The sequence below is a fragment of the Amycolatopsis sp. NPDC039088 genome (assembly GCF_055598845.1).
On record NZ_JBVKAE010000001.1, the window covers coordinates 172,237 to 192,286 of the forward strand.

The window sequence follows — 20,050 nt, forward strand, 5'->3', positions numbered from 1 at the left end:
GCCGGATGGCCGGGAACAAGTACGTGACCACGCTGCACGGTGCGGGTGTGGCGGATGTCGAGTCGGTGGGCCGGAAGGCGGCCGTACTGGGCGAGTTGCTGACCGCGGGGTTGGCGGTTCCGGACGGGCGCGTGCTGACCGCCGACGCGCTCCGGGCCGTGTTGCGGCTCGAAGACTTCGACGACCTGGGTACGGCCCGGCCGGAGCTCGGCGCGGCCGCACTGCCGGACGACGTGGTCTCGGCGATCGACGAGCTGTTCGCCGCGCTCGGCGACGACCGGTTGGCGGTGCGCTCCTCGGCCGTCGACGAAGACCTCGCCGGGATGTCCTACGCGGGCCAGTACGACTCGGTGCTCGATGTCCACGGGCGGGCGGCACTCGAATCCGCCATCCGCACCTGCTGGCAGTCGGCGTTCTCCGAACGGGTCTCGGTGTACCAGGCCGATGGCCGGCGGAGCACCGGCGCTCCGCGCGTCGCGGTCCTGGTGCAGCGCATGGTCGACGCGACGGCGGCGGGGGTCGCGTTCAGCGCGAACCCGGTCACGGGCGAACGGCAGGAAGTACGGATCAACGCGGTGAGAGGGCTCGCCGACCGCTTGGTGTCCGGGCACGTCTCACCGGACGAATGGTCGGTACGGGCGTCGACGGCGCGTCAGCTCACCGGGGCCGAGGGCGCCATCGATTCGGCGCAGGCGGCCGAGATCGCGGAGCTGACCCGGCACATCGAGAAGCTCTTCGGGACTCCACAGGACATCGAGTGGGCGATCGCGGGCGATCAGGTGTGGTTGTTGCAGGCGCGTCCGATCACGGCGTTGCCCGAACCCGAGGTCGTGGCCGTGCCCATGGTGATCGATCCGCCGCCGGGTCATTGGACCAGGGCGAGCCATGCCACCGGCCCCCTGACCCCGCTGCGGCGCTCGACGGTGCTGCCCACGCTCAACGACACCAGCGGCTACCTGTTCTCGTTCGGCATGGGCACCCGGCTGGCCTACGAAGAGATCGGCGGCTGGCTCTACTCACGGTTCGTCATGCCGGACGGCCCTGCCGAAATGGCGAAACGGCTGCAGCAGGTATTGGGGGCGCTCTTCCAGGACGAACCTCAGCACCGCATCGATCTGTGGCACAGCGAGTGGCGCGAGGAGCTCACCAGCGCGCTGTGGCGACTGCGCGACGACGTCGATCCGGCCAGGTTGTCCGACGAGGACCTGGTGACCCACCTCCTGGAGATTCGCGCTGTCGAGGACAAGGCGATGGAGGTGCACTTCAAACTCGGCGGGGTCGGCGTGCTCGCGGTCGGCAAACTCGGTGTGTTGTGCGCCGACCAGCTCGGCTGGACCGCGGCGAAAACACTGGACCTGCTCAGCGGCCTGCCCGGGATGACGACCGAACCGGCCCATCGGCTCACCGAATTGGCCGCGTCGGCGCGGTCGTCCCCGGCGGTCATGGAATCGCTCGGACGCGACGACGTCACCGTGGACGAGATCCGCGCCGCCGACGAACGGTTCGGCGCGGCGTTCGACGCGTACCTGCGGGATTTCGGTCTTCGCACGGTCGGGATCGACATCGGCAGCCCGGCGATGGCCGAGCGGCCCGAGTTGCTCCTGGCCCTGCTGCGCGGACAGCTCGATCGCGGCTTCGACCCGGCTGAACAGGCGGCGTCGCTCGCCGGGGAACGGGCCGCCACCGAACTGACGGCGCGGTCGGAGATCGCCGACACCGAAACGTTCGACTCGATACTGCGCTTGGCCCAGGCCGTGTATCCCTTGCGGGACGACAGCAACTACCTGGTTCAGGTGGCGGGCGGTCTCTTCCGCCGCGCCATCCTCAGCGTCGGGGACCGGCTCGCGCGCCGCGGCCGGATCAGTCATGCCGAAGGCGTCCTGATGCTCGTGTTCTACGAGGTGATCGACGCGCTCCGGCGCGACGTCGACCTCCATGAAGCGGAAGCCGCACGAACCGGGGAATTTCTTTGGGCGCGGCAGAATCCCGGTCCGGCGGAGTACGGCGAAGCGATGAAGCGGACCCCGCCGACGGAGTTGATCGCCAAACTGCCGCCACCCGCGCGCGAAGTCATCGAAGCCGGACTGTGGTCGATGCGCGAGGTCGCGGGCATCCGGGCGGACGCGGAAGAGAGCTCGTCGGGGCTGGTGCGCGGTCTCGCCGCCTCTCGCGGCACGTACACCGGCCCGGTGCGGGTGATCATGGACGAAGGCGATTTCGGCAAGCTGCGGACCGGGGACGTGGTCGTGTGTCCGGAGACCACCGCGGAATGGGCCGTCCTGTTCCCGTGTGTGGGTGCGCTGGTCACCGACACCGGTGGTCTGCTGTCCCATCCCGCGATCATCGCCCGTGAGTACCGCGTACCCGCAGTGCTCGCGACCGGCGACGGCACCCGGCGGCTGCGGGACGGCGACCTGGTCACGGTGGACGGCGAGAATGGAACCGTGCGGCAGTGGGAAGGCGGCGTCGAGTAGCCGGCACACGTTTGCGACGACGAGCCGGGCAGGCCCACCGAAAATCGCTAGCCTGTGGAGATGCGTCTGTTCTTCTCCGCGGGTGCGGGTTACAGCCATATCGTTCCGCTGCTGCCGCTGGCCTCGGCGGCACGGGACCACGGCCACGACGTCGTGGTCGCGACCGGCCCGGCCGCGGTCGAGTACGGGCGGGCGAGTGGCTTGCCGACGATCGCCGTCGGCGGATCGGCCGACGAGGCCGCGACCCGGCAGGCTTGGGGAAAGTACTCGCCGGCCGAACTCGCCGCGATGTCACCCGACGAGAAAATGGCGTATGTGGTCACCATGATGGCCGAACTCGGGGCCGGGTCGAGGGTGGGCGAGATGCTGGCCGCGGTCCGCGAGTGGTGGCCCGATCTGGTGATCTCGGGTGCCGGTGAATTCGCCGCCGTCACCGCGGCGGCGATCACCGGCCTGCCGTACGTCGTCCATGCGATCGGGCCGCCGAAACCGGCCTCGATCATGGCGGGTGGCTGGCGGGCGCTCGACCCGATCGTGCGCCGCTTCGGGCTCGACCGGTTCCCCGCGCACGACACCGTCCCCTATCTGGACATCTGGCCGGAGACGTTGCGGCCGCGGGGAATCACCTGGGATCACCCCGTCCGCGTGCCGGTGCGCCCGGAGGGGATCCTGCCCACCGGAGGAAGCCGCCCGGCCGTCGTCGAGGGCTTGCCGCACGACAAAACCGTGTACGTCACGGCGGGGACCTCGCACAACACCCGGCCAGGGGTGCTGGAGACGATGATCTCCGCGCTGCACGACGAGGGCGTCAACGTCGTCGCGACGATCGGCCGAGACGGCGACCGGGACCGGTTCGGCCCACAGCCCGATCACGTACGGATCGAGAACTTTCTTCCCCAGCAACGAATACTCCCCCATGTCGACGCGGTCGTCTGTCACGCGGGCGCGGGGACGGTACTGGGCGCGCTCGCGCACGGCGTCCCGCTGGTGGTCTCGCCACTGGCCACCGACCAGTTCGACATGGCCGCCCAGGTCGCGGACGCCGGGGCCGGAGTGCTCGCCGACCCCGGCGCCCCCACCCGAAACGGGATCCGCGACGCCGTCCGCGCCGTGCTCACCGACCCCGCGTACCGCGATTCCGCCGCGTCCCTCGCCACGCGGATCTCGGCCATGCCGGAACCCGCGGCCGTCCTGGAGCAGCTGCCGAAGTTCGCGGAGGGTTCCGCTCCCTGATCCGCTGGAGATCCCCTATCGGTGGATCCGGCGATCCACGGCGCTCCAGTTCGTTTCCCACGTCGTTCCGCCGTCGGCCGAGAAGGCCTGCTCGAATCTCGCTTCGTCCGCGTTCGGGCGGAAGATCCGGAAGCGCACCTTGATCGGGCGGCCGTCGTACTGGTCGTCGCCCAGGAATTCGCCCATCCCGTCGTGGAAGCCGCCGTAGACCGCCGGGGTGAGCAGCCCGTCGCGCATGTTGATGAAGGTCAGGCTCCACCGTTGCGCCTGCGGTTCGTACAGCCGCAGGTTGAGGGCGTCGATGCGGCCGTTCGGTCCCGAGACCTGGAACTCGAGGACGTTCGACCGCCGGTCGAGGAGCGGTTTGACGACGCTGGTCCCCGCGAACTGGAGCCATTCGTCCGGGGTTTCCGAGAGCGGCTCCGCCAGCACTCGCACCGTGGAACGCCAGGTGCCGATCTCCCAGTCGAAGTCTCGTTGGCCGTCGGCGGTCACCGACGACGCGGGAGACGTCGACGCGTCACCCGAGGCCGCCGTCGCCAGCAGGAGGAGGGCCGAAAAGCCCGCGATCAGGATGCGTCTGTATGGCACGGTCATGGTCCGACTATCGGAGTGGAGCGCGGTCGTGAACAAGAAGGCACCTGCGGGTAACCCCTCCCGTCCCAACCCGTTGCCCGGCTGCCCGATGGCCGCGGCGTTCGCCGCGATCGGCGGGAAGTGGAAGCTGACGCTGCTGTACTGGCTCGCCCACGGGGAGACCCATTTCGCGGGCCTGCGCCGCCGGGTCGCCCCGATCACCCCCAAGGTGCTGACCGAGCAGCTTCGCGAACTCGAGGCCGACGGGCTCGTCGAACGCGTCGTCACCGGACCGGTCCCGGCACGCGTCATCTACCGGCTCACCCCTTACGGGACCACCGTCCTACCCGTCGTCGAAGGAGTCCGGGTCTGGGGTGAAACGCATCTCCAGCGCACCGGCGGCGGGGCCGCGCCGGAAGAGGCGATGAACTGCAAGACGGCGATCGGTTGAGGAACGCGGACTCTCCCGCGTCCATCCTGGCGTTTCATCGGTATTTCATCGGCGCTCATTAGCGTTCGGCCGGGAAATCGACAGTGGGGAGAAAACCGATGAGAAAAGTCGGAGCGCGGTTACTCGCGACCGCCGTCCTGTCCGTCGTCGCCATGGCGGGCGCGGTCGCCGGTCCGGGGGCGGCGCAGGCGGCCACCGCCCGGACGGCGGGCGCGTGCGGGCCGGTCATGTTCGTCGTGCCGGGATATCAGGACGGCGGGGCACAGAAACTTCTGGACCCGGCGCTCGCTCCGGGTGGCGCCGACCCGGTGCGCATCCCGTACCCGAACAGCGCCGGCGACGTCAATCTGTACGCCGACGTCGACGCGGGCGTCGCCAACCTCAGGACCGCGCTCTACAACCTTTACGTCACCTATGGCTGCGACCTCGACACCAAGGTGTACATCGTGGGGTTCAGCCTGGGCGCCCTCGTCGCGGGCACCGTACTGGAGACCGAGCCGCCCGGACGGAACATCCAGGGCGTGCTGATCGCCGACGGGCGGCGGCAGCCCGTCGAATCGAACTGGCCGGGTGACCCCGGCGGCCTGATCGGGCACCTGCCCGTACCCGGTCCCGGCGGCGCCGGTTTCCGGCCGCTGGACTCGTTCGCATACCCGACGCTGAGCCTGTGCAACGGCCCCAATTCGGCCGGTGGCGCGGATCTGATCTGCTTCGGTGGCACCAATCTGGACAGCTACTTCACCTCGCACCCGTATTACAGCTTCGAGGTGGGCACCGAGCTGAGCATTCACGGCGAGGGCCCGTACCCGCACAACCTGCGCAACCGCGTCATTCCGTAACCGGCTCGGGTTGCGAAGCCGGCCGAGGTCGTGCCCGAGCGGACAGGAGGGATCGAACCTTCGGGCAACCCTGCGCGATACGCGCTCTTGCGAGCAACCCCATTCCGGTTCCAGCGTCTTCCGGACATAAAGCTTCGAAAGTCCGCGAGAGAGGCACCGAAATGAAATCCACCGCGAAGAAGACCATCAAAATGGCCATTGCAGTCGGGGCTGTCGCCGCCACCGCATTCCTTTCCGCCTGCGACGGGAACAATGTCGCGGGAAATGGTTCCCCGGTGAAGAATGCGGCGGAAACGGCGGCCGTCGCGCAGACTCCGGAAGGCGGCGGCCAAGGGGCGGCCGCCGGAGGTTCCGAGACCACATCGGACGGCGACGTCAACTGCAGCAAGCACGGCGGACCGGTCGGCGCGCCAGGACGGCCGAAGATGGACCTGATCGCGGTGGAGGCCACCGACGGCACCAAACCGGGCTGCACCGAGGCGTTCACCGTGATCACCGAGTACTTCCAGAAGCTGCCGCAGGCCGAAGGCCCGGGAGAGCGGGTGCTCGACGTCCAGGGCAGGTGGGCTTGCGCCCGCCAAGAGGACTCCGCGGGCGGCAGCCAGGGCGCGGTGGTCTGCGGCGTGCCCAACAGCTCACTGCAGCTGGAGACCCGGCCGTCGAACGGCACCGGGAAGGCACCTGACCAGGAGGTCCGCAAGTTCCCGAACTCCACCCAGCAGGTGCGGTTCACCGGATACGACGCCACTATGCGGATGGTCCGCTTCACCTTGGACACCGACCGGCAGAACGGCAAGACCTACCGGCTCCCGCTGCAGAAGGCCGCCACGGTGTTCAGCGCGGCCACCCTGTGCCCGAGTGATTCGGTCACCATCGACGACCAGGGCTACGGCACCCTGCCGTGCGGCCAGGACCAGCTGATCCAGCAGCTGGCAGACGGGAACCCGGTACGTGCGCGGATCAGCGTGAACGGCGCCGACCAGATCACCACGGTCAAGGAGATCTACCACCCCTGATCCGGGGGAACCGAAAGCCGGCAGCGGGCAACGCACCCGACTGCCGGTTTTTCGCGGCTCAGCCGGTGAAATCGACCTCGCTGGTTTCGACCGTCCCTCCCTTCCGGCCGGGAGCGAGCTGAAACCGCCAGTACAGGTTCGTGTGCGCGATGACCTGCTCCGGCGACGGCGCGCCCCAGGCCGTCTTGTCCCCGGTGGTGTGCGCGTCGCCGACCAGCGTGGCGTCATACCCGCGGACCAGCGCACCGTGCAGCGTCGAGCGGATGCAGGCGTCGGTCTCCGCGCCGGTGACCACGAGCCGCCCGACGCCGAGTCCGGAAAGGACCTTCTCCAGATCGGTGTCCTCGAAGGAATCCCCGTAGGTCTTTTCGACGACTGGTTCGGCCTCGCCGGGCAGCAGCTCGTCGACGATGCGCCATTCCTCGCTCCCCTGCACGAGTTCCTCGTCGGAATGCCGTACCCAGACGACCGGGACGCCTTCCCGCCGGGCCTTGCCGACGAGACCGTTGATGTTCGCGACCACGACATCACGCTCGTAGGCGTCGTCGACGACGCCGTTCTGGACATCGACGACGAGGAGCGCGGTGTTCGGCCGGTTGTCGAGAGTGGTCATGACAGAGTGTCCCTCCTGGTCAGGCTGCTGCGGCAGACCCTAACCTCACCCACCGACAAGAACCGCCGAGCAAGCACTGGAGCTGGCCACGCGCGCGGGCTACTCGGTCCAGCACGCGATGACCGAACGGTTACCACTCGAACGGAGGTCAATGAATTACTTGGCGTTCTCGCCGACCGATCTGGAATCCTCTCGGTGGAAACCGGCGACCTCGACGAGAGCAGCGAATGACCACACCGGATCTCGGCGCCCCACCGCGGCGCATCACCGTCGACGCGGAGCAGGTACGGCGGTTGATCGGCGACCAGTTCCCGCAGTGGGCCGGCCTCCCGGTCCGGCCCGTGGCGCAGAACGGCTGGGACAACGTCACCTTCCACCTCGGCGACACGATGATCGCGCGGCTGCCGAGCGCGTCCGAGTACGCCCTGGCCGTCGACAAGGAACAACGGTGGCTTCCGGCGCTCGCTCCCCAGCTGCCGCTGCCCATCCCCGTCCCGCTGGCGAAGGGCCGTCCCGGCGCGGATTACCCCTTCGCGTGGTCGGTCTACCGCTGGCTCGACGGCGAACCCGCGAACGCGGACCGCGTTTCCGACCCGGTCCGCTTCGCCCTCGACCTGGCCGGATTCCTGACGGTCTTACAGAGCCTCGACGCCACCGACGGTCCCCAGCCCGGTAAGCACAACTGGTTCCGTGGCGCCACCCTGCGCACCTACGACGCGCAGGTCCGGCGCACGCTCACGACACTGGACGGCCACCTCGACGTCGACCTGGCCCGCGAGCTCTGGGAGACCGCCCTGGACGCGCGCTGGGACGGCGTCGGCCGCTGGTTCCACGGCGACATAGCCCCGGGGAATCTCCTGCTCGACGACGGGAAGCTGGCCGCCGTCATCGACTTCGGGACCTGCGGGGTCGGCGATCCGTCCTGCGACCTGGCCATCGCTTGGACGCTGCTGACCGACGGCAGCAGGCAGACGTTTCGCGAGCGCCTTTCCGTCGACGACGCGACCTGGGCGCGCGGGCGCGGCTGGGCGCTGTGGAAGACGCTGCTCCTGTGCGCGCGGACGGTGGGCCGGGCAGACGAAGACGCCGCCGAGGCGCGTCGCGTGCTCGCCGAGATCTTCTCCGCGGTCTGATGTCCCCAATGCCGCATTGGGGACATGCACGGCTCCCGATCCGCCGCTGAAATCCCTAGAGTGGCCAGCCTCCCCGACGAGGCATGTGGCATCGCTGATGCCTGCGTAGATCAAGCGTCGCAACCGCGCCATGACGAAGAGGTCCCCGACCTGCAAATCCCGGCTTTGCCGGGACCCTGACCTTGAAAGTAGGGAAGGAGGCCTTCACGACCTCGGTCGCGTTTGTCGCCGCCACCGTCGGGGTACCCGGCCGCCAGAGAGGATCAGCGGCTCCTGAGCGGGCTACGCCGGATCCCAGCGATAGCTCCCACCGGCTGAGCATCGAGTTCGTCCCGGAGGCAGAGACCGTGAGTACGGCAGCCCACGACCACACCAGCCACGCTCGTCCACGACCGCAGCCGATGCTGGCGGGCGAGAAGAGCGCGGGTGAGCTGTTCTTGGTCAAACTGTTCGCCATCGTCCCGGCACTGGCGGTGCTCGCCACCGTCCCGCTCGCGTGGGGCTGGGGCCTCGGCTGGATCGACATCGGGCTGGCGGCGTTCTTCTACGTCGTGACCAGCCTCGGTGTGACCATCGGCTTCCACCGCTACTTCACCCACGGCGCGTTCACCGCCACCCGCGGTCTGCGGATCGCGCTCGCCGTCACCGGCAGTATGGCGTTGCAGGGCCCGATCATCGACTGGGTCGCGGACCACCGCCGCCACCACGCCTACGCCGACCGTGACGGCGACCCGCACTCTCCCTGGCGTTTCGGCACGTCGGCGGGGGCTCTCGCCAAGGGGTTCTGGTACGCGCACATGGGGTGGCTGTTCGAACGCGAGCAGACCAACGCCGAACGGTTCGCGCCCGACCTGCTCGCCGACGCCGACATCGTCCGCGTCAACCGGTGGTTCCCCGTGCTGACCGTCGTGTCGCTGCTCGCGCCCGCGGTGGCGGGCGGGCTGATCACGTGGTCCTGGTGGGGAGCGGCGACCGCGTTCTTCTGGGCGGGTCTCGTGCGCGTCGCGCTCCTGCACCACGTCACCTGGTCGGTGAACTCGATCTGTCACCTGCTCGGCGACCGGCCCTTCGCCTCCCGTGACCGGTCGGCCAACTTCTGGCCGCTGGCGATCCTGTCGATGGGCGAGTCCTGGCACAACTCCCACCACGCGGATCCCACCTGCGCCCGCCACGGTGTACGCCGCGGCCAGGTCGACATCTCCGCCCGCCTGATCTGGCTCTTCGAAAAGCTCGGCTGGGCGACCAAGGTCCGCTGGCCGAAACCCGAGCGGCTGGCCCGCAAACTCAGGACTTCAGCGCACTGATCCGCCGTGGTCGCACCGGCAGAAGCGGCCACACCAGGCGCCGAGCGCGCCACCAACGGTGTTGAACAGGACGTCGTCGAGTGTGCCGACGCGGCCATCGTCGAACAGGACCTGAAGGCCTTCGATCGCGCAGGACAGTAGCAACGCGAGCAGGACGACGCGGGAAATCGATCGCGCCCAATCGAATCGCACGGGCAGGAGAATCGCGAGCGGCACCAGCAGGGCCACGTTTCCCGCCGCCTGCACCAGCGCGCCGTCGCTGTGGAGAACCGGGCTGACGTCCGCCAGCGGGTTCAGGTTCACCGGAGCACTGGGCCAGTTTCCCGGCGGAGGAACGAAAACGATGAGCAGCACCGCGGACAGGGCGGACAACAGGGCGAAATCGAGTGCGGCGACGAGCGGTCCGTACCGTCGCCCGTAGAGGAGCCGCAGCAAGACGGTGCCCGTGGCCGACGCGAGCAGGGCGGACGGTGCGGCATCACAGAACGCGCGCCACAACCAGCCCATACCGCCCCTTCCGCCGGATCCGTCTTCGGGATGGTGGCAGCACCGGAAAACGTCGACAACTCGACCGGGTATGGTCGGTGAATAACTACCATTCGGGTGCGAATTTTCCCCGGGCACGCTGTCACGGACGTGCGGGCTCCCGGCACCCGTCTGTCCATTGAGGAATGAACGATGGGTATGTCCGAAGCCAGGACTCGGTCCACCGCACGCGGTAGCATCGCGGGACCAGCTGATCCGGCCGCCGCCGTCGACCGGATCGCTGTCCGCTATTGGGAGGTAGCCTGATGTACACCCCGTCCGCACACCCGTTCCCGGTGGCGCTGACCCCGGGCGACCCGGTCCGGGAAGCGGCCTTCCAGGCCGCCACCGCCCGCCTCGACGAGTCGTTCGGCGATCGCGTTCGGGTGCAGGTGGAGCGCTTCGACCGCATGGGGCCCTGGGTGTTCCTGCAGGGGACGCTGCGCGGCACCGACAGCGGCCGCCCGTACTACGCCGGCACCGTCTACGAGGAACGGCGGGCCGACGGCGTCATGTCCGACGTCTACGTCGCCCTGCTCAAAAAGACCGAAGAACCGCGTCCCGAGAACGACGTGCGGGCCTGGCGCCTGGCCAACTACGCGATCGGCCCGACCGACGTCGCTTGGCTGACCTGGCCGGACGAGTACGAAGCACCGCGCGCGCTGTTCGGATTCTGACCTCTCCCCTGGGCCGTGTCCGGTAAGTCGTGTTCGCGGGCCTTGAAGCCCATCGAACAGACTTACCGGACTCGGCCTAAGCGGCTCAGGTCGGCGGGGTGAGGACCTTCACGAGGCCGCTGCCGCCGCCCATGCTGATCTTCTGCGAACCGTCGGGGTTGATGTTGTTCGAGCCGATGAACTGACCATCGCCCGCGTACAACACGACGTGCCCGCCGCCGTTCGAGATCACCACGTCACCGGGCTTCGCCTGGGAAAGCGGGATCGACTTCCAGCCGTCCGCCTCGAGGTTGGCCGTCAGCCCCGCGACCGAGGCGCTGGCCTGGTTCTTGTCGATCAGGCCCGCCGCCTCCAGGCAGCCGGAAACGAAGTTCGCGCAGTTGACGTTGTTGGGCACCCAGGACTGCATCGCGGGCAGCTCACCGCTGCGCTTGAGGTCACCGGCGTTGCGGCCGAGGAACTGCTCGGCGATCTTGGCCGGGTTGTCCCCGCGCGCGTCGATCGGCTTCGCGGGCCTTCCGTCGCCCTGGACCCCGGCGACTCCACCACCGCCACCGCCACCACCGCCGTCTCCCCCGCCACCGCCGTAGACGGGGGCCGGGCCGACCCTCGTGTCGACGGGCTTGACATGGGTGCTCGACGCCGTGGTCTGGCCGGTTTCGGCGGGGATCAGCTCCAGGAAACCGCCCTCGATTTCCAGGCCGAGCGGTTTGAGGAGATCGTCGATCTGTTTCTCGGCGGCGTCCAGCGCGCGCTCGATCTCCTCTTTCTTGCCGTTGGAGTCCTTCTCGTTGAGCCGCCGGAGCCGCTCGATGTCGGACGCGGCGGCGGCGATCTCGTTCTCGTCTTCGGAGCTGTTCTTCCGCTTCCTGGCGGCGCCGATCAAGGCGCGGTTGTCCGCGTCCTTGTCGTTGGCTTCCTGCGCGAGCTGCGCGACCTTCTTCTTGACCTCGTCCAGGATCTCGGAGACACGCTGGAGGATGTTCTTGGCGGCCTCGGCCTTGTCGCTGACCTTGTAACTGGCCTTGCCGAGCGCTTCGAGGTGGTCGGCGACGGCGTCGGCGTCCTTGCCTTCCCATTCGCGCAGCACGTCATCGCGAAAAAGCTTCAGATCGTCGCCGAGGTCGTTGGCCTTGGTGGCGGCTCCGCCGACCTTGGCCGCCTGGTCGTTGACCGCGCGCGCGTTGAGCTTCTGTGCCTGCTGGGCATGCTTGTCGATGGCGTCCATCGACTTCGGACGGTCATGCGACGGGTCGTCGAGCGCGCTCGGATCCCGTTCTGCGGTGGTCATCGGTCAATCCCCCTGTGTTCCGCGTCCTCAGTCCGATCAGTCCCGCTCGCGGTGGCCACCGAGGGTGTGCACACCTTGGGCCTCATCGGCCCGCATCCGCGCGGCGGCACTGGCCAGCGCCGCCGACGCGGCGTCGACCAGCTTCGCGGCGGCGTTCAGCTCGGCGTTCACGCCACTGTAGAACCCCTGCACCGTCTTGCCCGCGCTGGCCGCGTTGCTCAGATCGCCGAACGCGCCGCCGGGGTTACCGTCACCCAAGTCCGTGCCCGTCTTGCTGTACCCGTCCTTCAGCCCGCCGACCTTCTTGGCCAGCGCGGCGATCTGATCCGGGTCGAATCGGCGAGCCATGAGTGATCCCTTCAGTATCGGCGCCTGCGTCCGTGCGTACCTGACCAATAGTGCTCTATCCCGCAGCTTATGAGTTCACACCCACCCGCGCGCGACGTTTCCCGAAACGCGATGACGACCTTTCGTGTACACCGACGCACCTCACCGCGCTTCGGTTCCCCACGTCGGCCAGCGGATCTTCCGGCGGAGGCCGATACGCCGCTCAGTCGAGGATCTGGACGTAACCGTCGGTGCCGTCGACCCGGATCCGCTGCCCGTCCCGGATCAGCCGCGTGGCTCCCTCCAGGCCCACGACGGCGGGCAGCCCGTACTCCCGCGCGATCACCGCTCCGTGTGTCATCAGGCCGCCGACCTCCGTCACCAGTCCGGCGACGGCGACGAACAACGGGGTCCAGCTGGGGTCGGTGTAGGTGGTGACCAGGATGTCGCCCGCCTCGAGGTCGGCGTGCGCCATGTCCACGACGACCCGGGCCCGGCCCTCGACGGTGCCTGCCGAGACCGGCAGACCGGCCAGCGCGCCGGGCGGGGCGTCCTCGCGCCGGTAGTCGCCGGTGACGACTTCGCCGTCCGAGGTGAGCACCCGGGGCGGCGTGAGCGCTTCGTACGATCGGAACGCTTCCCGCCTCGCCTGGACCAGTTCGTCGTCGGCCTTCCCGGTGCGCACGACTTCGCGCAATTCCTGCAGCCGGAGGTAGAAAATGTCGTCCGTCCTCCGCATGATGCCTGCCCGCACGAGGCGTCCGGCTTCCCGCAGCAACGCCTGTTTGTAGACGAAATAGCGGCTGACCATGCCGTACTTGGGGGTATTCCCGGTATCCGGCGAAGGTGCGGACGCGGTCGATCATCAGCTTGGTCCGGTCGGCCTTTTCCTGCCCGCCGGGCAGGGCCGCCAACCGCGCCAGCAGTTCTTCTTCCTTCCGCTGTGCCTCCTGGAGGCCCTGATCGAACCGTCGCTTGCCCGCGCCCGGCTCGAAATTCTTGATGTTGCCGATGAGCAGGGGCACGAGGGTGGCAGGCCGTTCGCTCCAGCGTGTCCTGGTGATGTCGATCTCGCCCGCGCAGCGCATTCCGTACTCGTCGAGGTAACCCTCGATGGCGTCGCGTGCCTCCCGGCCGCCGGGCAGGTCGGCCAGCTCGTCCAGAAAGCCGTCCCGGCCTTCGTCCGCCACCCGCCGCAGGAACTCCAGCACGGCCGCGTGCGGCCGGATCGTGTCCGCGACGTCGAGCAGCGCCAGCCCCATCTCCGCCGTGACGTTGTGGGGCACGGACTGCGTCAAGGCGTCGGCCGCGTTCTTCTCGCCCAGCCAGGCTTCGAGGTTGTCGTTGAGCCAACCCGCCGCCTCCATTCCCGCCGTGATCACCTGATGGCTCAGCGGGTCGAACAGAAGCCGCTTCAGTTCGGCGATGTCGGCGAGGATGAAGTCGAGCAGTGCCGGTCCCGACAGGGTTTGGATCTCCCGTCGCAGGGTGGCCACCGACTCCTGGTTCCGCGCGATCAGCTCCGTGACGATCGCCGGGTCGGTCTCGATCGGGGCGGGCGTGGCGACGGCGGGTCCGGCGCCGCCGTCGCCGTCGGGGACCTCGCGGACGAAGTCACCGCGGTCGAGCACCGTTTGCAACGCGTCCCGGATCAGCGGGTCGGACTTGCCCAGCGTGCCGAGGATGCCCGCGCGACCGGCCGGCGTCGCCAGCGCGGGCGCGACGTCGACGAACAGCCGACCGCCCGCCTCGTGCATCGGGCGCGGGGTCGTGAGCTGCCAGAGCGACAGGCCCAGCGGCTTCATCGCGTCGGTCATCATCTGCTGGTGACCGACGGAGACGTAGACGTGGTTCTCCTCGTCGTCGACCTCCGGCAGGGGGAACAACGTGGTGATCGGACGGCTCTGGACGACGTGGAGCTCGTCGTCGGCCAGGCACCACTCGATGTCCTGAGGCCGTCCGAAATGCGCTTCGATCCGCCGTCCCAGTCGCACCAGGCGCACGACCTGCGCGTCCGTCAGCGACGGCCGTGTCTGCCGCTCCGGCTCGATCGGCAGGTCCTGGGTGCCGCCTTCCGACGCCGCGTGGACGGCCCGCCGCTTCGTGGCGACCGTGGCGGAGACGATCTCGTCGTCACGCACCGTGTAGACGTCCCCGCTCACCAGACCGGAGACCAGCGCCTCGCCCAGCCCCCAGCCCGCCTCCACGGTGGCGATCTTCCGGTTCGACGTCACCGGATCCGCGGTGAACAGGATCCCGGCCGCCTCGGGGAACACCATCCGCTGCACGACCACGGCCATCCACACGGTCCGGTGATCGAAGCCGTTATGCAGCCGGTAGGTCACCGCCCGTTCGGTGAACAGCGAGGCCCAGCATCGCCGGACGTGCCGGAGGACGTCCTCCTCGCCCACGACGTTCAGGTACGAGTCCTGCTGCCCGGCGAACGACGCCGTCGGCAGATCCTCGGCCGTCGCGCTGGAACGCACGGCGCAGGCGGCCCGCTCCCCGAGCCTGGCCAGCGACGCGCTGATCCCCGTCACCAGTTCGGCGGGCATCGTGACACCCTCGACGAGCCCGCGGATCTCCGCGCTCACCGTGCGGATCGCCGCGCGGTCGGCAGGATCCACGCGGGAGAGCAGGTCGAGGTGCGCGCCGATCGACGGCGTCGCGGCCACGACCTGCCGGTAGGCGTCGGTCGTCACGCAGAAGCCGTCCGGCACCCGGACACCGTCGATCCGCGAGAGCTCACCCAGCTGCGCTCCCTTTCCGCCGACGTCCGCGAGGCTCGTCCGGTCGATCTGCTCGAAACCCAGCACATAGCCCAATTGCCTTGCTCCATCGTTCGTCGGTTCGGTGCGCGACGGGCAGTATGGAACAAAGTCCGGCGCCACGCCGGATGACCGTCCAGTCGATTTCCGCACTGTTATGGGGAAATCCGCCCGCAGGCCGCCTGTTCTCCGGTTGAATACCCACGAAGTCCCCTACGAATAAGGAGATCTCGTGCGGAGAGCTAGCAGGCTGGGGGCACTGGCCGTTTCGGTACTGGCGGCGGCGACGGCGCTGGGAGGCGCGGCGTCGGCCGATACCGTGCAGTCGTTCCACACCTCGCTCGACCCCGCTTCGGTGCGGGAGTCGGTGCACTACTTGGTCCGGACCTATCACGTCGACGAGCGGGAAGCGTTGCGCCGTCTGGAATTGCAGACGGACGGCGGGAAACTGGACGAGCTGCTGCGCCGTGATCGCGGTGCCGAATACGGTGGCATGTGGCTCGACCAGAGCAAGGGCCAGCTGGTCGTGGCGATGACCGAACCGGCGGCCGCCGAGCCGTACCTGAAGGTGATGCCCGCCCGGGCCGACGTTCGCACCCAACGGGTCCAGCATTCGTTGCGGCAGCTCACGGCGGCGAAGGAACGCGTCGCGGCCAAGGTCGGCGCAGGACGGGAGGCGGTCTACCTTCCGGCGGTGAGTGAGTCCGAGAACCGCGTCGTACTGTGGGAACGTGCCTGGGTGGCACAGGACAAGGTGGCGACGCGCGCCGCCGGTGACGTCGTGGCCGCCGAAGCGGACACCGCGCGCAAGGCCGCGGCGGCGGAATCCGGCATGGTCGTCTCCCGCGTCTTGGCGGAGCCGAACGCGCTGGCCACGCCGAATGTGGACTGGGGTTACTGCCATCCGCTCTACTGCACCAACTACGGCCCGATGCGCGGCGGCATCCGGTTGGACATGAAACGGGACGACGGCACCTGGGGCGGTTGCACCAGCGCCTTCAACCTGCGGTCCACCGGTGGCGGTTTCCCCGGCAAGGGCTGGGTGCTGACCGCGGGTCACTGCATGCGGACGAAGACCAACAACACGCCGACCCAGCACAACGGCAACCCCGTGCTGCAGCAGCACGGCATCGAGAAGAGCTCCTACCCGTACGACTACGCGGCCCTGCCGTACGTGGACGACGCGGCGGCCACGAAATGGCTCGAAGGCCAGACCGGCCGCAACCGGGTGCTGAAGTACTGCCGCAACGGCGGCATGGACAGCAACGGTGACACCCCGTGCGGCACGCAGGCCACCTCGGTCGACGAGTACATCACCGGCACCCACACGCTCGCCGAAATCAAGGCGGGCTGGGTCGTCTGCGCCAGCGGGACCGCGTCGAGCGCGGCGAACTACCCGGATTCCGTCGACAGCGGCGCGGGCGCGGGCTACCTCGTCGGGACCCGCTGCGGTCGTGTCCTGTCCACGGACGTCGGTATCAACACCGACCTGTGCGCCCGGCCCGGCGACAGCGGCGGACCGCTGTTCAGCCAGGCCGACCACACGGCGCTGGGCATCCTGATCGGCAACCAGCAGTCCCGGTCGGGTCCCTGCCAGGCGGGCGAACTGAACAACTACGCGCCGATCGAGACGATCACCACCGACCTCAGCGAGCGAATCGCCTCGCAGGGCTCGAAGTTCGCGGTGATCACGACTCCGAACGGCTGAGCGACGGATAACGGCTCGTGGGTGATTTGGGTCGTTCTGGCCAACGGTGTTTTGGTTACCTACGGCGGGTGAGCTGGGTAGCGCTGGGTCCGTGGGGGACTCCTTGAGGGACCCAGAGTCCCTCAAGGAGTCCTTCACGGACCCGAAACCCCATCACAAACCCCAGCGGCACCACCAGTCACAACAGCGGCGCGTGAAGGACCCCTATGTACTTCACGCGAGCAAGCCCGCAGGCCACGAGTAGGTACCTGAGAGAGGGTTCGTTCTAACGACCCAAATCACTCACGAGCCCTAAACCGTGCCACTCAGACCAGCCCGAGTTCCCGTGCCCGTACCCCCGCTTGGAAGCGGGACTCCGCGCCCAGCGCGGACATCAGTTCGGCCACCCGGCGCCGGTAGGTGCGCACGCCGAGGCCGAGGGACCGGGCGGCGGCTTCATCCTTGACCCCGCTGCCGAGCAGGTCCAGCACGGCCGGCGCGAGCTGGCGGATCTCGGAGACCTGCGCGTCGAAGACGGCGAGTTCGGTCGCCGAGCGCCAGGCCGTCTCGAACAGCGAAATCACGCCCTGCACGGTTTCGGGCTGGGTGATGACGCTGTAGCCACGTTGCCCGGCGGTGAGGTCACCGGCCAGGATCACGAGCCTGCCGTCCATGATGATCGTCTCGTTGAGGTCTTCGGTGGTGATGCGGATCCGCGCCCCGAAAGTGTCGCGCCGGTGCGCGAGTTCCCGGGCGGACGCGGGGTCGAGCAGCACGCTGGACCGATAGATCTTGCGGATCCGCAGGTCGCCCGAACGGCGTCGCGCCGCCGCGGGGAGCTCGTCGGGCCCGCTGTCGGCGACCCAGGTCGCGAGGTCGTTGGCGGCGCACGCGAGGTCGGACACGGTCGCGAACAGGTGCCCCACCCGCCGGAACAGCTCCTCTTCACCGCGCACGACCGTGACCGCGTCACCAGCGCGTGTGATGCCGTCGTCAGTCCGCATGACACCAATACTGCCTGGCCTGAGCGGCCCGCGACCAGTTGGCAGCTTGTTGCCATTTCCTGACTTCTCCCCGCCCTGTCGCGACGCTGGTCCGCATGACGAACATCCAGCACAACGCCGCGGGCACCTGGCGACTCGGCGACCGCACCGTCAACCGGCTGGGCCTCGGCGCGATGCGGTTGACCGGGATGCCCTGGGACGAGAAACCCAAGAGCCGCGAAGACGCGATCGCCGTCCTGCGCCGCGCGATCGAACTCGGCGTCGACCACATCGACACCGCCTCGTTCTACTTCACCCCCACCCGCTCGGCGAACGAGTTGATCAGCACCGCGCTCCAGCCCTATCCCGAAGACCTCGTGATCACCACGAAGGTCGGGCCGGGCCGGTCACGGGACGGTGAGTTCGCGTTCGCGCGCCCCGAGCAGCTCCGCGGTCAGGTCGAAGAGAACATCCGGCAGCTCGGCCGCGACCACCTCGACGTCGTCAATCTGCGCTGGGGCGCCGCGATGGGCAAAGAACGCGGATCGCTGGCCGAGCACTTCGGCGCGCTCGCGGACCTGCGCGAAGCCGGTCTCATCCGCCATCTCGGCATTTCCAACATCGTGGCCGAGCAGCTGACCGAGGCCAGGACGATCGCGCCGGTGGTCTGTGTGCAGAACCGGTACGGCCTGACCGACCGGGAGGACGATGCCCTGGTCGATCTGTGCGCCGAGCACGACATCGCGTTCGTGCCCTTCTTCGCCGTCACGACCTCGCTTCCCGGCACCACCTCGCATGACGGCGCCGTTCCCGGACAGGCCGAGATCGCGAAGGTCGCCGACGCGCACGGCGCGAGCCCGGCGCAGATCCGGCTCGCCTGGACGCTGCACCGCGGCGCGCACGTGCTCGCCATCCCCGGCACCGGAAATCCCGCGCACCTGGAGGAGAACGTCGCGGCGGGCGCCCTTCGGTTCAGCGAGGACGAGCTGGCGCAGCTCGACGCCATCGCTCCTCCGCCGGGAGCCGACGGCAGGTGACCCCGGGGCGTCTTATCGGCCGCGCCGTCGACGGGCCGCGGTCGCCGTGGCGAGGGCCTGGAGAACGTCCTGTGTGGCGGCGAGGTCGATGCAGGCGTCCGTGATGGATTGGCCGTAGGTGAGCGGCCGGTCCGGGTGGAGGTCCTGCCGGCCCGCCTGGAGGTTGGATTCCAGCATGACGCCGACGATGCCGCGCTGGCCGGTCCTGATCTGTTCGGCGATCTGCTCGGCGACGATGGGTTGCTGGAGATGGTCTTTCCGGCTGTTGTCGTGGCTGGCGTCGATCACCACCCGCCGCGGCAGGCCCGCGTTCTGCAGGGCGGTGAGTGCCGCCCGGACGGACGCCGGGTTGTGGTTGGGCGCGCTGTTACCGCCGCGCAGGACCACATGGCAGTCGGGATTGCCGACGGTGTGCAGGATCGCGGGCAGGCCGCCGGGGTCGACGCCGGGGACGACGTGGCGCGCCTCGGCGGCGCGGATCGCGTCGACGGCGACGGTGACATCGCCGTCGCGGCGGTTCTTGAAGCCGACGGGCATCGACAGGCCGCTGGCGAGCATGCGGTGGTTCTGGCTTTCCACGGTGCGGGCGCCGATGGCACCCCAGGAGACGGCGTCGGCGAGATAGGCCGGGATGGTGGTGTCCAGCCATTCGCACGCGACGGGCAGGCCGCCTTCGGCGAGTTCGAGGAGGAGGTCGCGCGCGATACGCAGCCCCTGGTTGACGTCGCCGGTGCCGTCGAGGTGGGGGTCGTTGATGAGCCCTTTCCAGCCACCGACCGTACGCGGCTTTTCGAAGTACACCCGCATGACGACCAGGAGATCGTCGGCGAACCGGCCCGCCATGGTGGCGAGGCGATCGGCGTACTCGAGGGCCGCGGCGGGATCGTGCACCGAGCAGGGGCCGGCGATCACGAGCAGCCTGTCGTCCTCACCGTCGAGGACGTGGACGACGTTTTCGCGCCCTTCTCGCACCGTGTCGGCCGCGGTGGCGCTGAGCGGTAATTCATGATGCAGCAGGGCGGGGGTGACCAAAGGGACCATGCGGTCGATGCGCTGATTGTCGAGATCGGCCGCGGCGGCGATGGTTGTCATCAGGATCTCTCCTCAATGTAGACG

18 protein-coding genes and 1 pseudogene are annotated in these 20,050 nt (G+C 68.9%); 10 read left to right on the top strand and 9 right to left on the bottom strand.

Translation table 11 applies throughout. The features are described 5' to 3' along the window. Positions 1–5: 5 nt before the first annotated feature. Both ACZ7KI_RS00775 and ACZ7KI_RS00780 read left to right on the top strand, forming a co-directional pair. Complete coding sequence (locus ACZ7KI_RS00775) at positions 6–2,474, top strand: PEP/pyruvate-binding domain-containing protein (protein WP_470271165.1); 2,469 nt, start codon at positions 6–8, stop codon at positions 2,472–2,474. A 60-nt stretch (positions 2,475–2,534) separates the two neighbouring features. Further along, a complete protein-coding gene (locus ACZ7KI_RS00780; RefSeq protein WP_470271166.1) occupies positions 2,535–3,707 on the top strand; it encodes a glycosyltransferase in 1,173 nt (390 codons plus the stop codon). Between the two features lie 15 nt (positions 3,708–3,722). On the opposite strand, the gene ACZ7KI_RS00785 is transcribed toward ACZ7KI_RS00780, so the two are convergent. Further along, positions 3,723–4,304, bottom strand: a complete 582-nt coding sequence (locus ACZ7KI_RS00785) for a hypothetical protein (RefSeq protein WP_470271167.1) — start codon at positions 4,302–4,304, stop codon at positions 3,723–3,725. Between the two features lie 28 nt (positions 4,305–4,332). On the opposite strand from ACZ7KI_RS00785, the gene ACZ7KI_RS00790 reads away from it, so the two are divergent. The 3 genes from ACZ7KI_RS00790 to ACZ7KI_RS00800 all read left to right on the top strand — a co-directional run bounded on the left by ACZ7KI_RS00790 (position 4,333) and on the right by ACZ7KI_RS00800 (position 6,589). Then, positions 4,333–4,734: a winged helix-turn-helix transcriptional regulator gene (locus ACZ7KI_RS00790; RefSeq protein ID WP_470271168.1), complete on the top strand. Its 402-nt coding sequence runs from the start codon at positions 4,333–4,335 to the stop codon at positions 4,732–4,734. 98 nt (positions 4,735–4,832) lie between these two features. Beyond that, complete coding sequence (locus ACZ7KI_RS00795) at positions 4,833–5,573, top strand: hypothetical protein (RefSeq protein WP_470271169.1); 741 nt, start codon at positions 4,833–4,835, stop codon at positions 5,571–5,573. 161 nt (positions 5,574–5,734) lie between these two features. Continuing rightward, positions 5,735–6,589 carry a hypothetical protein gene (locus ACZ7KI_RS00800; protein ID WP_470271170.1) on the top strand — a complete coding sequence of 285 codons (855 nt, stop codon included), beginning with the start codon at positions 5,735–5,737 and terminating at the stop codon, positions 6,587–6,589. 58 nt (positions 6,590–6,647) lie between these two features. Here ACZ7KI_RS00800 and ACZ7KI_RS00805 read toward each other — a convergent pair whose 3' ends face one another. Continuing rightward, positions 6,648–7,202, bottom strand: coding sequence for a cysteine hydrolase family protein (locus ACZ7KI_RS00805; protein WP_470271171.1), 555 nt, complete (start codon positions 7,200–7,202; stop codon positions 6,648–6,650). Positions 7,203–7,429: 227 nt separating this feature from the next. Here ACZ7KI_RS00805 and ACZ7KI_RS00810 point away from each other — a divergent pair, with 227 nt between their 5' ends. Beyond that, positions 7,430–8,335 carry an aminoglycoside phosphotransferase family protein gene (locus ACZ7KI_RS00810; protein WP_470271172.1) on the top strand — a complete coding sequence of 302 codons (906 nt, stop codon included), beginning with the start codon at positions 7,430–7,432 and terminating at the stop codon, positions 8,333–8,335. A gap of 401 nt (positions 8,336–8,736) precedes the next feature. Then, a complete protein-coding gene (locus ACZ7KI_RS00815; RefSeq protein WP_470271431.1) occupies positions 8,737–9,639 on the top strand; it encodes an acyl-CoA desaturase in 903 nt (300 codons plus the stop codon). Here ACZ7KI_RS00815 and ACZ7KI_RS00820 read toward each other — a convergent pair. Next, positions 9,628–10,146 (bottom strand): VanZ family protein, encoded by a 519-nt coding sequence (locus ACZ7KI_RS00820; RefSeq protein WP_470271173.1) that lies wholly within the window; start codon positions 10,144–10,146, stop codon positions 9,628–9,630. The genes ACZ7KI_RS00815 and ACZ7KI_RS00820 overlap by 12 nt on opposite strands. Before the next feature lie 284 nt (positions 10,147–10,430). Between ACZ7KI_RS00820 and ACZ7KI_RS00825 the strand changes: the two genes are divergently transcribed. Continuing rightward, positions 10,431–10,841, top strand: a complete 411-nt coding sequence (locus ACZ7KI_RS00825; RefSeq protein ID WP_470271174.1) for a hypothetical protein — start codon at positions 10,431–10,433, stop codon at positions 10,839–10,841. Between the two features lie 85 nt (positions 10,842–10,926). Here ACZ7KI_RS00825 and ACZ7KI_RS00830 read toward each other — a convergent pair whose 3' ends face one another. The 4 genes and pseudogenes from ACZ7KI_RS00830 to rph form a co-directional block, all read right to left on the bottom strand. Continuing rightward, positions 10,927–12,132, bottom strand: coding sequence for an NlpC/P60 family protein (locus ACZ7KI_RS00830; protein ID WP_470271175.1), 1,206 nt, complete (start codon positions 12,130–12,132; stop codon positions 10,927–10,929). Between the two features lie 36 nt (positions 12,133–12,168). Further along, positions 12,169–12,480, bottom strand: coding sequence for a hypothetical protein (locus tag ACZ7KI_RS00835; RefSeq protein ID WP_470271176.1), 312 nt, complete (start codon positions 12,478–12,480; stop codon positions 12,169–12,171). Positions 12,481–12,682: 202 nt separating this feature from the next. Beyond that, complete coding sequence (locus ACZ7KI_RS00840; protein ID WP_470271432.1) at positions 12,683–13,270, bottom strand: PEP-utilizing enzyme; 588 nt, start codon at positions 13,268–13,270, stop codon at positions 12,683–12,685. Between the two features lie 67 nt (positions 13,271–13,337). Beyond that, positions 13,338–15,380 (bottom strand): annotated as a pseudogene (gene rph, locus ACZ7KI_RS00845) (rifamycin-inactivating phosphotransferase); the annotation flags it as partial. Positions 15,381–15,459: 79 nt separating this feature from the next. Between rph and ACZ7KI_RS00850 the strand changes: the two are divergent. After that, positions 15,460–16,935, top strand: a complete 1,476-nt coding sequence (locus ACZ7KI_RS00850) for a trypsin-like serine protease (RefSeq protein ID WP_470271177.1) — start codon at positions 15,460–15,462, stop codon at positions 16,933–16,935. Between the two features lie 305 nt (positions 16,936–17,240). Here the strand turns inward: ACZ7KI_RS00850 and ACZ7KI_RS00855 are convergent, their stop codons facing one another. Beyond that, positions 17,241–17,918 carry a DNA-binding response regulator gene (locus tag ACZ7KI_RS00855; protein WP_470271178.1) on the bottom strand — a complete coding sequence of 226 codons (678 nt, stop codon included), beginning with the start codon at positions 17,916–17,918 and terminating at the stop codon, positions 17,241–17,243. A 95-nt stretch (positions 17,919–18,013) separates the two neighbouring features. Between ACZ7KI_RS00855 and ACZ7KI_RS00860 the strand changes: the two genes are divergently transcribed. Continuing rightward, positions 18,014–18,934: an oxidoreductase gene (locus ACZ7KI_RS00860; RefSeq protein WP_470271179.1), complete on the top strand. Its 921-nt coding sequence runs from the start codon at positions 18,014–18,016 to the stop codon at positions 18,932–18,934. A gap of 12 nt (positions 18,935–18,946) precedes the next feature. Here the strand turns inward: ACZ7KI_RS00860 and ACZ7KI_RS00865 are convergent, their stop codons facing one another. Further along, positions 18,947–20,026 carry a 3-deoxy-7-phosphoheptulonate synthase gene (locus ACZ7KI_RS00865; protein ID WP_470271180.1) on the bottom strand — a complete coding sequence of 360 codons (1,080 nt, stop codon included), beginning with the start codon at positions 20,024–20,026 and terminating at the stop codon, positions 18,947–18,949. Positions 20,027–20,050 lie beyond the last annotated feature (24 nt).

Coding starts and splice junctions, on each gene's coding strand:
- ACZ7KI_RS00795 (WP_470271169.1), top strand. CDS start 4,833: ATGAGAAAAGTCGGAGCGCGGTTACTCGCGACCGCCGTCCTGTCCGTC.
- ACZ7KI_RS00820 (WP_470271173.1), bottom strand. CDS start 10,146: ATGGGCTGGTTGTGGCGCGCGTTCTGTGATGCCGCACCGTCCGCCCTG.
- ACZ7KI_RS00815 (WP_470271431.1), top strand. CDS start 8,737: ATGCTGGCGGGCGAGAAGAGCGCGGGTGAGCTGTTCTTGGTCAAACTG.
- ACZ7KI_RS00800 (WP_470271170.1), top strand. CDS start 5,735: ATGAAATCCACCGCGAAGAAGACCATCAAAATGGCCATTGCAGTCGGG.
- ACZ7KI_RS00835 (WP_470271176.1), bottom strand. CDS start 12,480: ATGGCTCGCCGATTCGACCCGGATCAGATCGCCGCGCTGGCCAAGAAG.
- ACZ7KI_RS00810 (WP_470271172.1), top strand. CDS start 7,430: ATGACCACACCGGATCTCGGCGCCCCACCGCGGCGCATCACCGTCGAC.
- ACZ7KI_RS00825 (WP_470271174.1), top strand. CDS start 10,431: ATGTACACCCCGTCCGCACACCCGTTCCCGGTGGCGCTGACCCCGGGC.
- ACZ7KI_RS00775 (WP_470271165.1), top strand. CDS start 6: ATGGCCGGGAACAAGTACGTGACCACGCTGCACGGTGCGGGTGTGGCG.
- ACZ7KI_RS00840 (WP_470271432.1), bottom strand. CDS start 13,270: ATGGTCAGCCGCTATTTCGTCTACAAACAGGCGTTGCTGCGGGAAGCC.
- ACZ7KI_RS00830 (WP_470271175.1), bottom strand. CDS start 12,132: ATGACCACCGCAGAACGGGATCCGAGCGCGCTCGACGACCCGTCGCAT.
- ACZ7KI_RS00855 (WP_470271178.1), bottom strand. CDS start 17,918: ATGCGGACTGACGACGGCATCACACGCGCTGGTGACGCGGTCACGGTC.
- ACZ7KI_RS00860 (WP_470271179.1), top strand. CDS start 18,014: ATGACGAACATCCAGCACAACGCCGCGGGCACCTGGCGACTCGGCGAC.
- ACZ7KI_RS00865 (WP_470271180.1), bottom strand. CDS start 20,026: ATGACAACCATCGCCGCCGCGGCCGATCTCGACAATCAGCGCATCGAC.
- ACZ7KI_RS00785 (WP_470271167.1), bottom strand. CDS start 4,304: ATGACCGTGCCATACAGACGCATCCTGATCGCGGGCTTTTCGGCCCTC.
- ACZ7KI_RS00780 (WP_470271166.1), top strand. CDS start 2,535: ATGCGTCTGTTCTTCTCCGCGGGTGCGGGTTACAGCCATATCGTTCCG.
- ACZ7KI_RS00805 (WP_470271171.1), bottom strand. CDS start 7,202: ATGACCACTCTCGACAACCGGCCGAACACCGCGCTCCTCGTCGTCGAT.